Here is a 13124-nt window from a genome sequence, read left to right as displayed (position 1 = left end):
GGCGAAAAGCTTAATGCTCTCCTGCCGGACGACCGATGTCAGGCTGGCGACCGTCATCAGAACCTTTAGGCGCAGAGGCCTGTTCTGGCTCTTCAGAGGAAACCCCACCGGACGGACCGCTATCACCCCAGCCTTTGGGCGGACGGGGAACGCGGCCTTCCATGATGTCATCAATCTGGAAGCGGTCGATGGTTTCATACTTCATCAGGGCTTCCGCCATCATGTCGAGCTTGTCGCGATTATCGACCAGAATCTGCTTGGCTTTCTCATAGCAGCTGTCGATGATATTGCGAACTTCCTCGTCAATGCGCTGTGCAGTTTCCGGTGAATAAACCGTCTGTGCCTGACCAGCGGAGCGGCCGAGGAACGGCTCTTCACTGTCCGTGTCGTACTGCAGCGGGCCAAGCTTTTCAGACAGACCCCAACGAGTCACCATGTTACGGGCCAGGCTCGTCGCGCGCTCGATGTCGTTCGACGCGCCAGTGGTCACGCCATCAAAGCCCAACGTCAGCTCTTCCGCGATGCGGCCACCAAACAGGCTGCAGATCGAGCTGATCAGGAAGCGCTTGCTGTGGCTGTACTTATCTTCCTCCGGCAGGAACATGGTGACACCCAGTGCCCGACCGCGAGGGATAATGCTGACCTTGTAAACCGGATCGTGTTCCGGCATCAGGCGACCCACAATAGCGTGGCCCGACTCGTGATACGCGGTGTTCTGCTTTTCTTTCTCGCTCATCACCATGGACTTGCGCTCGGCGCCCATCATGATCTTGTCTTTCGCGAGTTCGAATTCTTCCATGGAGACCAGGCGCTGGTTGCGACGCGCAGCAAACAGTGCCGCCTCGTTCACCAGGTTGGCCAGATCGGCACCGGAGAAACCGGGCGTACCGCGGGCAATGAACTGCGGCTCTACGCCGTCGGCCAGCGGCACTTTTTTCATATGCACTTTCAGAATCTGCTCACGACCGATGATGTCAGGCAGACCAACCACAACCTGGCGGTCAAAACGGCCTGGGCGCAGCAGCGCAGGGTCCAGAACGTCCGGACGGTTGGTGGCGGCAATGACGATAACGCCTTCGTTGCCTTCAAAGCCGTCCATCTCGACCAGCAACTGGTTCAGGGTCTGCTCGCGTTCGTCATGACCACCGCCCATGCCAGCGCCACGATGGCGACCGACCGCATCGATTTCATCGATGAAGATAATGCAAGGGCTCTGCTTCTTGGCCTGCTCGAACATGTCGCGCACGCGTGACGCACCGACACCCACGAACATCTCCACGAAATCCGAACCGGAAATGGAGAAGAACGGCACTTTCGCTTCACCGGCAATGGCCTTGGCGAGCAGGGTTTTACCGGTACCCGGCTGACCAACCATCAACACGCCTTTAGGAATACTGCCACCCAGGCGCTGGAATTTGCTGGGGTCGCGCAGGAAATCCACCAGCTCTTTGACGTCTTCTTTGGCCTCATCGACACCGGCCACATCGCCAAAGGTGGTCTTGATCTGGTCCTCGCTCATCAGGCGAGCCTTGCTCTTACCGAACGACATGGGGCCCTTGCCGCCGCCACCGCCTTGCATCTGTCGCATGAAGAACACGAACAAAGCGATGATAATCAGTATCGGGAAGGCTGCTACGAGCAGCTGAGTCCACAGGGACTGGCGCTCAGGCTCCTTACCGATAACCTCGACGTTGTTTGCAAGCAGATCGTCCATCAGCTTGTTGTCAGCCACCTGCGGACGCACAGTCTGGAACTGGGAGCCATCACCACGGGTGCCCTGAATTTCAAGCCCGTCGATGGTGACCTGGGAAACTTGCCCATCCTGCACCATTTCGACGAACTGCGAGTAGTTAACCTTCTGACCACTGGTGGTAGGGGTAAAGTTCTGAAATACCATCAGTAGAACAGCAGCTATAATTAGCCAAAGAACCAGATTTTTTGCCATATCGTTCAAGGATCATCACCTGTGAATTGAAGAGCTGCTCCGCGAGAAGAAACCCTTAGTTGTCACCATACACCAAATATACGCCCGGCCACCACAATCGGCCCACCCTCGAAAGGCTCTGAACCGGCAGCAGCGCGGAGTCAGCCCTTGAAACCCTTACAAACCTGATAGATTTCCCGGGAACGGGCTCGGGACGAATCCGGTTTTCTGCTGACAACGCTTGCAAAGCTCTTACGCATTTCAGACAACAAGGCTTCGAATCCTTCCCCCTGAAACACTTTGGCGACGAAAACACCGCCCGGCTTGAGAACCTGTTGCGCCATATCCAACGCCAGCTCCACCAAACCCATGGCGCTCGGAATATCTACCGCCGCCATACCACTCATATTGGGTGCCATATCGGAAATTACAACGTCTGCTCGCCGATCACCCAGTAAATCAAGCAATTCGTCAAGGACCGACTGCTCGGTAAAATCTCCCTGAACAAAATCCACGCCCGCAATGGGGTTCATCTCCAGAATATCACTGGCCAGGACAATGCCATGATCACCGACTCGCTCAACGGCCACCTGCGACCATCCACCCGGGGCGGCACCCAGATCCACAACCACCTGACCCGGCTTGAAAAAACGATCTTTTCTGTCCAGTTCGATCAGCTTGTAACTGGCCCTGGACCGGTAACCATCTTCACGGGACTTTTTGACCCAGACGTCGTCAAAATGTTCCTTGAGCCAGCGATCGCTGGTTTTGGAGCGGGCCAAATGTCACCTCCTGACTGATCTGTTACAATTTCGTATTCTACCGAATTGACGGCCAAAGCGCCGCTGACGATTTCTTAATAGCATTCATAAAGAGAGCCCATCATGAGCCTTTCACCGGAACAACGCCGGGAATATCGGGGCATTGCCCACAATCTGAAACCAGTCATCATCGTCGGCGACAAGGGCCTGACAGAAGGGCTTCAGGAAGAACTGGAGCGGGCCCTGAACGATCACGAACTGATCAAAATCAAAGTGGCCAGCCCGGACCGGGAAACCCGGCAGGAAGCCGTGGCTGCCCTATGCGAGGCCACTGGCGCTGAACTGATTCAGACCATTGGTAAAATCGCTGTAATCATGCGCCGCGCGCAGAAACCCAACCCCAAACTGTCCAACCTGTTGCGCCACAAGCATTAACAATAGGGCGCCATGCAGACGCAAAAAGCCGGCGGATGTCCCCGCCGGCTTTTTTGTGGGCGCTCGTCAGAATTCGACTTCAGATATGCTCCACCTGCTCAATCTCATACTCGACGGTTCCCGAAGGCACGCGAATGGCAACCACGTCGTCTTCACTCTTGCCCACCAATGCGCGGGCGATTGGAGACGAGATCGACAACTTGCCAGCCTTGATATCGGCTTCGTCTTCGCCAACGATCTGGTAAACCACCTGCTCGTCCGTATCCACATTAAGCAAATGTACCGTGGTACCAAAAATCACCTTGCCGGTGTTTTCAATGGTCTTCACGTCAATCACTTGGGCCGCCGACAGCTTGCCTTCAATTTCCTGAATGCGCCCTTCGATGAAGCTCTGCTGCTCACGAGCGGCGTGATACTCGGCGTTTTCTTTCAGATCGCCGTGTTCCCGAGCATCGGAAATGGCCGCAATGACCCGTGGACGATCTTGGGATTTTAGGCGGTTAAGCTCTTCACGAAGGCTGGCCTCGCCCGCCTTCGTCATTGGTACTCTGTCAGCCATGGTGTTACTTCCCTGAATGAAGATCCTGGAGGCGACGAACGGTGCGCTCGGGGCCGAATTTAATCGCCCGGCAGAAAGCTTCACCGCCTGCCAGTGTGGTTGTATAAGTCACTTTGGTCTGCAGGGCGGACTGGCGAATCTGCGCAGAGTCCGCAATCGCCTTGCGACCTTCAGTGGTGTTGATAATCAGCTGAACCTGGCCATTCTTAATGGCGTCCACAATGTGGGGCCGCCCTTCACGAACCTTGTTCACCCGCTGAACTTCAATACCAGCGTCACGCAGCGCCTTGGCGGTGCCGGTGGTTGCAACCAGTTTGAATCCTGCGTTCACCAGATCCCGGGCCACGGCGGCAGCGCCGGGCTTGTCGACATCCCGCACAGACATAAACGCCGTACCCTGCGCTGGCAGGCGCTCACCAGAGGCCAGTGCGGCCTTGGCGAAGGCTTCATCGAAGCTGTCGCCGATACCCATGACCTCACCGGTGGATTTCATTTCTGGCCCAAGGATGGGATCAACCGCCGGGAACTTATTGAACGGGAACACCGACTCTTTTACAGAATAGTAGGTCGGAACCACTTCGTCTGTGAAACCCTGCTCCGCCAGCGAAGTACCCGCCATGCATCGCGCCGCGACCTTGGCCAGAGACACGCCAATCGCCTTGGAGACAAACGGCACGGTTCTCGACGCCCGCGGGTTTACTTCAATGACGTAGATCTTGTCACCCTGCCAGGCCAGCTGCACGTTCATCAGACCAACCACATCCAGCTCGATGGCCATTTTCTTGACCGCGTCGCGCATCTCGTCCTGCACAGCTTTCGGCAGACTGTAGGGTGGCAGTGAGCAGGCCGAGTCCCCGGAGTGCACACCAGCCTGTTCAATGTGCTGCATGATACCGCCGATCACGACGTTTTCGCCGTCGCTGATGGCATCAATATCCACTTCAATCGCCGCATTAAGGAAGTGGTCCAGCAATACCGGGCTGTCGTTAGACACCAGCACGGCGCTGCGCATGTAGCGAACCAGTTCTTCCTCGTCGTAGACGATTTCCATGGCTCGACCACCCAGTACGTAGGACGGACGAACCACCAGCGGATAGCCAATTTCACGGGCCGCTACAACGCCTTCTTCGTGGCTGCGCACGGTCGCGTTTTCCGGCTGCAACAGGCCAAGACGGCCAATCATCTGCTGGAAACGCTCCCGGTCTTCTGCCCGGTCGATGGCGTCTGGCGTGGTGCCGATAATCGGGACACCGGCCGCTTCAAGACCACGGGCCAGTTTTAGCGGGGTCTGCCCGCCGTACTGGACGATCACGCCTTTAGGCTTCTCGACGTGAATGATTTCCAGAACGTCCTCGAGCGTGATCGGCTCGAAATACAACCGGTCAGAGGTGTCGTAATCGGTCGACACTGTCTCCGGGTTGCAGTTGATCATGATGGTTTCGTAACCGTCTTCGCGCATCGCCAGGGCCGCGTGCACACAGCAGTAGTCGAACTCGATCCCCTGACCAATCCGGTTTGGGCCGCCGCCAATAACGACAATCTTGTCACGATCAGACGCATCGGCCTCACACTCTTCCTCATAGGTCGAGTACATGTACGCCGTAGAAGAGGCAAACTCGGCCGCGCAGGTATCCACCCGCTTGTAGACCGGACGGATCTCCAGATCGTGCCGCAGCTTGCGAAGACTGACCGCGGAAATCCCCAACAGCTTGGCCAGACGGGCGTCAGAGAAACCTTTGCGCTTCAGGCGGAACAGGGTGTCGCGGTCGATGTCTGCTTTACCCGCCAGCTTCAGTGCCTGCTCTTCCTTGATCAGATCTTCTATCTGAACCAGGTACCAGGGATCCACGTGGGTATTGCGGTACACATCGTCCACGGTCAGGCCGGAACGGAACGCGTCGCCGATGTACCACAGTCGCTCCGCACCGGGCACGTTCATTTCCTGGATCAGGGTTTCCTGGCCGTCAGTGGTATTCAGGTCGACCATTTCCTCAAAGCCTTCGGAACCTACTTCCAGACCACGCATGGCTTTCTGCAGGGATTCCTGGAAGGTCCGGCCAATGGCCATGACTTCACCCACGGACTTCATCTGGGTAGTCAGGCGGGCGTCGGCCTGCGGGAATTTCTCAAAGGTGAACCGGGGAATCTTGGTGACCACATAGTCGATACTGGGCTCGAAAGAAGCCGGGGTCACGCCACCGGTGATTTCATTGCGCAGCTCATCAAGGGTGTAGCCCACTGCCAGCTTCGCCGCCACCTTGGCAATCGGGAAACCGGTCGCCTTGGAAGCCAGGGCCGAGGAGCGGGACACACGCGGATTCATTTCGATGACCACTACGCGGCCAGTGTCCGGATTCACGCCGAACTGGACGTTGGACCCACCGGTTTCCACACCGATCTCACGCAGAACCGCCAGCGAGGCGTTCCGCATGATCTGGTACTCTTTGTCGGTCAGAGTCTGCGCCGGGGCAACGGTGATCGAGTCACCGGTGTGCACGCCCATGGCGTCGAAGTTTTCGATGGCGCAGACAATGATGCAGTTGTCGTTCTTATCACGGACAACTTCCATCTCGTATTCTTTCCAGCCGATCAGCGACTCGTCGATCAGCAGTTCGTTCGTCGGCGACAAGTCCAGACCGCGGGTACAGATTTCTTCAAACTCATCGCGGTTGTAGGCAATACCGCCGCCGGAGCCACCCATGGTGAAGGACGGGCGAATAATGCAAGGGAAGCCGATGTCGTTGGCCACTTCCCAGGCTTCCGCCATGGAGTGGGCGATGGTGGCTCGCGGACATTCCAAGCCGATCTTGCGCATGGCCTTGTCGAAACGATCGCGATCTTCGGCCTTGTCGATGGTATCGGCGTTGGCACCGATCATCTCAACGCCATGCTCGGCAAGAACGCCGTGACGCTCAAGATCCAGCGCGCAGTTCAGCGCCGTCTGGCCACCCATGGTGGGCAACAGGGCATCCGGTTTTTCTTTCTCGATGATCTTGGAGACGGTTTTCCAGGTGATCGGCTCGATGTAGGTGGCGTCGGCCATGACCGGGTCGGTCATGATGGTCGCCGGGTTGGAGTTCACCAGAATAACCCGATAGCCCTCTTCCCGCAGCGCTTTACAGGCCTGGGCACCAGAATAGTCAAACTCACACGCCTGCCCGATCACGATGGGGCCAGCGCCCAGGATCAGAATGCTTTTTATGTCGGTACGCTTGGGCATTAACGTGCCTCCATCAGGCGAATAAATTCATCAAACAGGGGAGCGACATCGTGCGGGCCGGGGCTGGCTTCCGGATGGCCCTGAAAACTGTAAGCTGGCTTGTCGGTGCGGCGAATGCCCTGCAGCGAGTCATCAAACAGCGACTTATGAGTCGCTTCCACGTTAGCCGGCAGGCTGGCTTCATCAACCGCAAAGCCATGGTTTTGACTGGTGATCATCACCGTGCCATCCGCCAGATTCTGCACCGGGTGGTTGGCACCGTGGTGGCCATGCCCCATCTTTACGGATTTCGCGCCGCTGGCGAGCGCCAGAAGCTGATGACCCAGGCAGATGCCAAACACGGGCGTTTCAGTCTCAAGAATTTCCCGAATGGCCGTAATGGCGTAGTCACAGGGCTCGGGATCGCCCGGGCCGTTGGACAGGAAGATGCCATCCGGTTTCATCGCCAGGACTTCGGAAGCAGGCGTCTGGGCTGGCACCACGGTGATATCACAGCCGCGGGCTGCCAGCATGCGCAGGATGTTCAGTTTTACGCCGTAGTCGTAGGCAACGACTTTAAAGCGGGATTCGGTACGTTCACCGTAGCCACCGCCATTCAAGCTCCACTCGGTCTGACTCCAGGTCCAGGTTTTCTCGCTGGTTACCTCTTTGGCCAGGTCCATGCCTTTCAGGCCGGGGAACGCGTTTGCCAATTCCAGCGCTCGCTCGGCGGTGACGCCTTCGCCCGCAACAACGGCGCCGTTCTGGGAGCCTTTGTCACGAAGAATACGAGTCAGGCGACGGGTATCGATATCGGCAATACCGATGATGTTATTGGTCTTCAGATAGTCTTGCAGCGAACCCTGGCTTCGCCAGTTACTGGCCATCAGTGGCAGATCGCGAATCACCAGCCCAGCAGCCTGTACCCGGTCTGATTCAACATCTTCTTCGTTGACGCCGTAGCTGCCGATGTGTGGGTAGGTGAGTGTTACGATCTGGCGGGAATAGGAGGGGTCGGTCAGGATTTCCTGGTATCCGGTCATAGCGGTGTTGAACACCACCTCTCCACTACTTTCCCCTTCAGCACCGATGGCGGTGCCGTAGAACAGGCTTCCGTCTTCAAGTGCGAGAATGGCTGGTGTACTCAAGGCTTGTATCCTCATCGAGTGGCGTACGGGTTCGTCACGAACAGGAACGCAAGCGCAAATTCAGGTTGCAAAAAAGCGAGACTGAGTTAAAACCCGGTCCCGCTTTTTTAAAAACTTTTCGATGATACGCTTGGTGCAGTTAAACCGCCTTATTGTACGAAATGCGCCAGTTTGTGTCCACGCTCATTTCCTTGCGCTGACCCCGGCATGCGACCGAACCACACTTCTGGAAAACGCTTCAAGCTCATCCATGAGCGCTTGATCTCCGGCCATCCATGGCCTCCGACATTTCCAGAAGTGTGGTTCGGCCGCCCGCCTCAGCGTGAGCGTTCAACCTTTCTTCAAATTGAGCACATCCTGCATGTCATAAAGACCGGCGGGCTTATCCTGCAGCCACAGTGCGGCGCGCATAGCGCCCTTGGCAAAGGTCATGCGACTGCTGGCTTTGTGGGTAATTTCAATACGCTCGCCTTCGGTGGCGAACAGAACGGTGTGATCACCGACCACATCACCCGCACGAATGGTCTCGAAACCGATTTCCTTGCGGGTGCGCTCGCCAGTGAAACCTTCGCGGCCATAGACGGCGCATTCTTTCAGGTCGCGACCCAGGGCATCGGCCACCACTTCGCCCATGCGCAAAGCCGTGCCGGACGGCGCGTCTTTCTTGTGGCGGTGATGAGCTTCGATGATTTCGACGTCATAGTCGTCACCCAACGCCTCGGCTGCAGTGCGCAGCAGATTGAGAGTCACGTTGACGCCCACGCTCATGTTCGGCGCAAAAACCACCGGGGTGGATTCTGCCGCTACGGCTAGTTGCTCTTTTTCGGCGTCGGTCATGCCGGTGGTGCCGATGACGATCATCTTGCCGTTGTTTTTGCAGAATTCGGCGTTTTCCAGCGTAAGGTCCGGAAAGGTGAAATCGACCAGTACGTCGAAATCATCCTTCACGTCAGCCAAGCTGCCAGCCATTTTAACGCCGGTCTTGCCAATGCCAGTCATTTCGCCAGCATCGGCACCAATCAGACTGCTGCCAGGTTCGACCACGGCCGCACCCAGCTCAAGGCCTTCGGTGCCATCGACAGCTTCAATTAGCACTTTGCCCATGCGCCCGGCGGCGCCGATGATTGCTACTTTCATGACCGCTTCCTGCTTTTAGAATTTCATTTCGTCGAAGAAGTTCTTTACGCCTTCGAACCAGGAACTCTTTCTTGGCCCGTGATGGTTACCGTCGCCGCCATCCAGCGTTTGCTGAAATTCTTCCAGAATCTCTTTCTGGCGCTTGGTCAGGTTGACCGGTGTTTCCACCATCACGCGGCAGAGAAGATCACCAGCCGGGCCACCGCGGACCGGGCTCACACCCTTGTTCCGCATGCGGAACAGTTTACCCGTCTGGGTTTCAGGTGGAATTTTCAGTTTCACCCGGCCGTCCAGTGTTGGCACTTCCAGCTCGCCACCCAGTGATGCGTCCACGATGCTGATGGGTACTTCGCAATACAGATTACGGCCATCACGGGTAAATATGGAGTGTTCGCGCACGGCTACCTGAACGTAAAGATCGCCTGGTGGTCCACCCTGCACGCCCATCTCGCCTTCACCTGACAGGCGGATACGGTCGCCAGTGTCCACGCCCGGCGGCACTTTCACAGACAGTGTTTTCTCTTCCTGAACCCGTCCGTCACCACGACAAGTGGTGCATGGGTTCTTGATGATCTTACCCTCGCCGCGACAGGTCGGGCATGCCTGCTGAACGGTGAAGAAGCCCTGCTGCATCCGGACCTGCCCCATACCTTTACAGGTACCGCAGTTTTCCGGCGTTGAACCTTTGGCAGCACCCGTGCCATCGCAGGTTTCGCATTCACGATGGCCGGGAATACGGATTTCCACTGTTTTGCCTTTAACGGCTTCTTCAAGATCCAGCTCAAGGGTATAACGGAGGTCTGCGCCGCGAGTATTCCGGCCGCGACCACCGCCGCCTCCGAAAATATCGCCGAACACGTCGCCAAAGATATCGGAGAAGCTGGCGCCACCGCCGCCTCCGAAACCGCCACCGGCAGAGCCGTCTACACCGGCGTGACCAAACTGGTCGTACGCGGCGCGTTTGGAGGAATCCTGCAGAACCTCGTAGGCTTCGCTGGCTTCCTTAAACTTGTGGTCGGCATCCTCGTCGTCCGGGTTACGGTCAGGATGATACTTCATCGCGAGCTTGCGGTAGGCTCGCTTGATCTCTTTGTCATCCGCGTCCCGGGAGACCCCGAGAATCTCGTAATAGTCGCGCTTGGCCATGCTGTAAACCCTGTATTTATAACGCGGAAAACGCGGGGCTTACCCCGCGTTTTCCAACTACCTGATGTACGGTGGATTTATCGCTTGTCTTCGTCTTTAACTTCTTCGAATTCAGCATCGACCGCATCGTCACCGGAGCCAGACTGCGCCTGCTCAGCGCCTTCCGCACCACCGGCCTGCTCGGCCTGATCCGCGTACATCTTCTGGGCCAGCTCGGAAGACGCTTCGGTCAGCTTCTGAGTCTTGGCTTCGATGTCTTCCTTATCGGAACCGGCAAGAGCTTCTTCCAGTTCCTTGATGGCCGCTTCGATCGACTCTTTCTCGCTGTCGGTCACTTTGTCACCGGCATCGGTCAGGGTCTTGCGAACCGTATGAACCATCGCATCGCCCTGGTTACGGGCCTGGACGAGTTCTTCGAACTTGCGATCGTCCTCGGCGTTGGCTTCTGCGTCCTGAACCATCTTCTCGATTTCGTCTTCGTTCAGACCAGAAGACGCCTTGATCACGATGGACTGCTCTTTACCGGTCGCCTTGTCTTTCGCCGCGACATTCAGGATGCCGTTGGCGTCGATGTCGAAGGTGACTTCGATCTGCGGCGTACCACGCGGTGCCGGCGGAATGTCAGCCAGGTCAAAACGGCCCAGCGACTTGTTCTGTGCCGCCTGCTTGCGCTCGCCCTGAACCACGTGAATGGTTACGGCGGACTGGTTGTCCTCAGCTGTCGAGAAGGTCTGCGACTTCTTGGTCGGGATCGTCGTGTTCTTCTCGATCAGCGGAGTCGCCACGCCACCCATGGTTTCGATGCCCAGGGTCAGCGGAGTCACGTCCAGAAGCAGAACGTCTTTCACATCACCTGACAGCACGGCCGCCTGAATAGCAGCACCCATGGCGACAGCTTCGTCAGGGTTCACGTCTTTGCGTGCTTCCTTACCGAAGAAGTTTTTAACCTTCTCCTGCACCAGCGGCATGCGTGTCTGACCACCGACCAGGATCACCTCATCGATTTCACCGATCTTGGTGCCAGAATCTTCAAGCGCGGTGCGGCACGGCGCGAGACTGCGCTCAACCAGTTCTTCTACCAGTGACTCCAGTTTGGCGCGGGTCACTTTCACGTTCATGTGCTTCGGACCGCTCTGATCTGCCGTCACGTAGGGCAGGTTCACGTCGGTCTGCTGGCTGCTGGACAGCTCGATCTTGGCTTTTTCAGCCGCTTCTTTCAGACGCTGCATCGCCAATGAATCGCCGCGCAGGTCAATGCCACTGTCTTTCTTGAACTGATCGGCAAGGTATTCGATCAGTTTCATGTCGAAGTCTTCACCACCCAGGAAGGTGTCACCGTTGGTGGCCAGTACTTCGAACTGGTGCTCACCGTCAACGTCTGCGATTTCGATGATGGAGATATCGAAAGTACCACCACCGAGGTCGTATACCGCTACGGTGCGATCACCGCTCTTCTTGTCCAGGCCATAAGCCAGGGCTGCTGCGGTCGGCTCGTTAATGATCCGCTTCACATCCAGACCGGCGATCTTACCGGCATCTTTCGTGGCCTGACGCTGGCTGTCGTTAAAGTAAGCCGGAACGGTAATGACTGCTTCGGTCACTTTCTCGCCCAGATAGTCTTCTGCGGTTTTCTTCATCTTCTTGATGACTTCCGCAGAAACCTGGGGCGGCGCCATCTTCTCGCCTTTTACCTCAACCCATGCATCGCCGTTGTCGGCCTTGGCAATCTTGTAAGGCACCATCTTGATGTCTTTCTGAACAACGTCGTCCTCAAAGCGACGACCGATCAGGCGCTTGATAGCGTACAGGGTGTTATCCGGGTTGGTGACCGCCTGGCGCTTCGCAGACTGGCCTACCAATGTTTCGCCGTCATCGGTATACGCGATGATGGACGGCGTGGTGCGATCGCCTTCCGCGTTCTCGATGACCTTCACCTTATCGCCATCCATGATGGCTACACAGGAGTTTGTTGTGCCCAGGTCGATACCAATAATCTTACTCATTTAAACCACTCCAATTCGTCTGTCGGTTCAATTCCATCGGACTTAAACGTTGCCGGGGCTCCTGGACTCGACCCAAGAAAAAACCCGGTGCGCCGCCTGTTTACTGGCTATATTGGCGCGTTAATCAACTTTTCAAGCCTGTTCGTCAACTTTTGGACCACTTTCCGCTTTAGCCACAACAACCATCGCCGGGCGAACCAGGCGCTCGTTCAACGTGTAGCCTTTCTGAACTACCGCCACGACACTGTTTGGCTCGGCATCGGGTGCTGGCACCATGGACATAGCTTCGTGCTTCTGCGGATCAAACGGTTCGCCGACCGGATTCAACTGCTCAACGTTAAACTTGCCGAGCGTCTTCAAAAACAGATCCAGTGTCATGTCCATGCCTTCGCGCATGCTTGAAACCACTTCACTGGTTTCGCCCTTCTGCTCAGCTGCGCTCTGCGCACTTTCAACGCCTTTTTCAAGACTGTCAGCGACTGGCAGTAGTTCTTTCACGAACTTTTCCAGCGCAAACTTGTGCGCCTTTTCCACGTCGATTTCGGAACGACGTCGTACGTTCTGCATCTCAGCCTGAGTGCGAAGGACCTGATCCTTGTACTCCTGAACCTTGGCTTCAAGCATTTCAGTTTCTGTTCGGTCAGCGCCCTCGCGCTCATCGGCTTCCGACTTTACTTCGTCTTCGACAGAAGCCGCTTCCGCAGCCGCTTCATTCAGCTCTTCTTCCATTTGCTCGTTGCGATTCTCATCAGCGCTCATGGCAACTCCTGCTTGATTCGTTGGCGGCCAATGATCCGCCTGATTGTCAATGA

The 13124-nt window shown here is 56.7% G+C and carries 10 protein-coding genes; 1 reads left to right on the top strand and 9 read right to left on the bottom strand.

The window, feature by feature from the left end; genetic code table 11:
- Positions 1 to 10 precede the first annotated feature (10 nt).
- Together ftsH and rlmE are read right to left on the bottom strand one after the other, a co-directional pair.
- Positions 11 to 1954, bottom strand: a complete 1944-nt coding sequence (gene ftsH / locus QLQ17_RS03970; RefSeq protein WP_283208239.1) for an ATP-dependent zinc metalloprotease FtsH — start codon at positions 1952 to 1954, stop codon at positions 11 to 13.
- 131 nt (positions 1955 to 2085) lie between these two features.
- A complete protein-coding gene (gene rlmE, locus QLQ17_RS03965; protein ID WP_283208238.1) occupies positions 2086 to 2706 on the bottom strand; it encodes a 23S rRNA (uridine(2552)-2'-O)-methyltransferase RlmE in 621 nt (206 codons plus the stop codon).
- Between the two features lie 102 nt (positions 2707 to 2808).
- On the opposite strand from rlmE, the gene yhbY reads away from it, so the two are divergent.
- Entirely contained in the window at positions 2809 to 3120 is a 312-nt protein-coding gene (gene yhbY / locus QLQ17_RS03960) for a ribosome assembly RNA-binding protein YhbY (RefSeq protein WP_283208237.1), read from the top strand.
- 79 nt (positions 3121 to 3199) lie between these two features.
- Here yhbY and greA read toward each other — a convergent pair whose 3' ends face one another.
- From greA to grpE, 7 genes are all read right to left on the bottom strand, one after another.
- Positions 3200 to 3679 (bottom strand): transcription elongation factor GreA, encoded by a 480-nt coding sequence (gene greA / locus QLQ17_RS03955; RefSeq protein WP_283208236.1) that lies wholly within the window; start codon positions 3677 to 3679, stop codon positions 3200 to 3202.
- A 4-nt stretch (positions 3680 to 3683) separates the two neighbouring features.
- Positions 3684 to 6899 carry a carbamoyl-phosphate synthase large subunit gene (carB, locus tag QLQ17_RS03950; RefSeq protein WP_283208235.1) on the bottom strand — a complete coding sequence of 1072 codons (3216 nt, stop codon included), beginning with the start codon at positions 6897 to 6899 and terminating at the stop codon, positions 3684 to 3686.
- Positions 6899 to 8026 carry a glutamine-hydrolyzing carbamoyl-phosphate synthase small subunit gene (gene carA / locus QLQ17_RS03945; protein ID WP_283208234.1) on the bottom strand — a complete coding sequence of 376 codons (1128 nt, stop codon included), beginning with the start codon at positions 8024 to 8026 and terminating at the stop codon, positions 6899 to 6901. Before carA ends, carB begins: the two co-directional genes overlap by 1 nt.
- Before the next feature lie 330 nt (positions 8027 to 8356).
- Complete coding sequence (dapB, locus tag QLQ17_RS03940; RefSeq protein WP_283208233.1) at positions 8357 to 9163, bottom strand: 4-hydroxy-tetrahydrodipicolinate reductase; 807 nt, start codon at positions 9161 to 9163, stop codon at positions 8357 to 8359.
- Positions 9164 to 9178: 15 nt separating this feature from the next.
- Positions 9179 to 10309 carry a molecular chaperone DnaJ gene (gene dnaJ, locus QLQ17_RS03935; RefSeq protein WP_283208232.1) on the bottom strand — a complete coding sequence of 377 codons (1131 nt, stop codon included), beginning with the start codon at positions 10307 to 10309 and terminating at the stop codon, positions 9179 to 9181.
- A 77-nt stretch (positions 10310 to 10386) separates the two neighbouring features.
- Entirely contained in the window at positions 10387 to 12312 is a 1926-nt protein-coding gene (gene dnaK / locus QLQ17_RS03930; RefSeq protein WP_283208231.1) for a molecular chaperone DnaK, read from the bottom strand.
- 132 nt (positions 12313 to 12444) lie between these two features.
- Complete coding sequence (grpE, locus tag QLQ17_RS03925; protein WP_283208230.1) at positions 12445 to 13071, bottom strand: nucleotide exchange factor GrpE; 627 nt, start codon at positions 13069 to 13071, stop codon at positions 12445 to 12447.
- Positions 13072 to 13124 lie beyond the last annotated feature (53 nt).

Origin of the sequence: Marinobacter sp. CHS3-4 (assembly GCF_030053415.1) — a bacterium.
Taxonomy (GTDB): Bacteria; Pseudomonadota; Gammaproteobacteria; order Pseudomonadales; family Oleiphilaceae; genus Marinobacter.
Note: the sequence above shows the minus strand (reverse complement) of the source record. Positions and strands in the feature narration are given on the sequence as shown.

Coding starts and splice junctions, on each gene's coding strand:
- yhbY (WP_283208237.1), top strand. CDS start 2,809: ATGAGCCTTTCACCGGAACAACGCCGGGAATATCGGGGCATTGCCCAC.
- grpE (WP_283208230.1), bottom strand. CDS start 13,071: ATGAGCGCTGATGAGAATCGCAACGAGCAAATGGAAGAAGAGCTGAAT.
- dnaJ (WP_283208232.1), bottom strand. CDS start 10,309: ATGGCCAAGCGCGACTATTACGAGATTCTCGGGGTCTCCCGGGACGCG.
- dnaK (WP_283208231.1), bottom strand. CDS start 12,312: ATGAGTAAGATTATTGGTATCGACCTGGGCACAACAAACTCCTGTGTA.
- greA (WP_283208236.1), bottom strand. CDS start 3,679: ATGGCTGACAGAGTACCAATGACGAAGGCGGGCGAGGCCAGCCTTCGT.
- dapB (WP_283208233.1), bottom strand. CDS start 9,163: ATGAAAGTAGCAATCATCGGCGCCGCCGGGCGCATGGGCAAAGTGCTA.
- carB (WP_283208235.1), bottom strand. CDS start 6,899: ATGCCCAAGCGTACCGACATAAAAAGCATTCTGATCCTGGGCGCTGGC.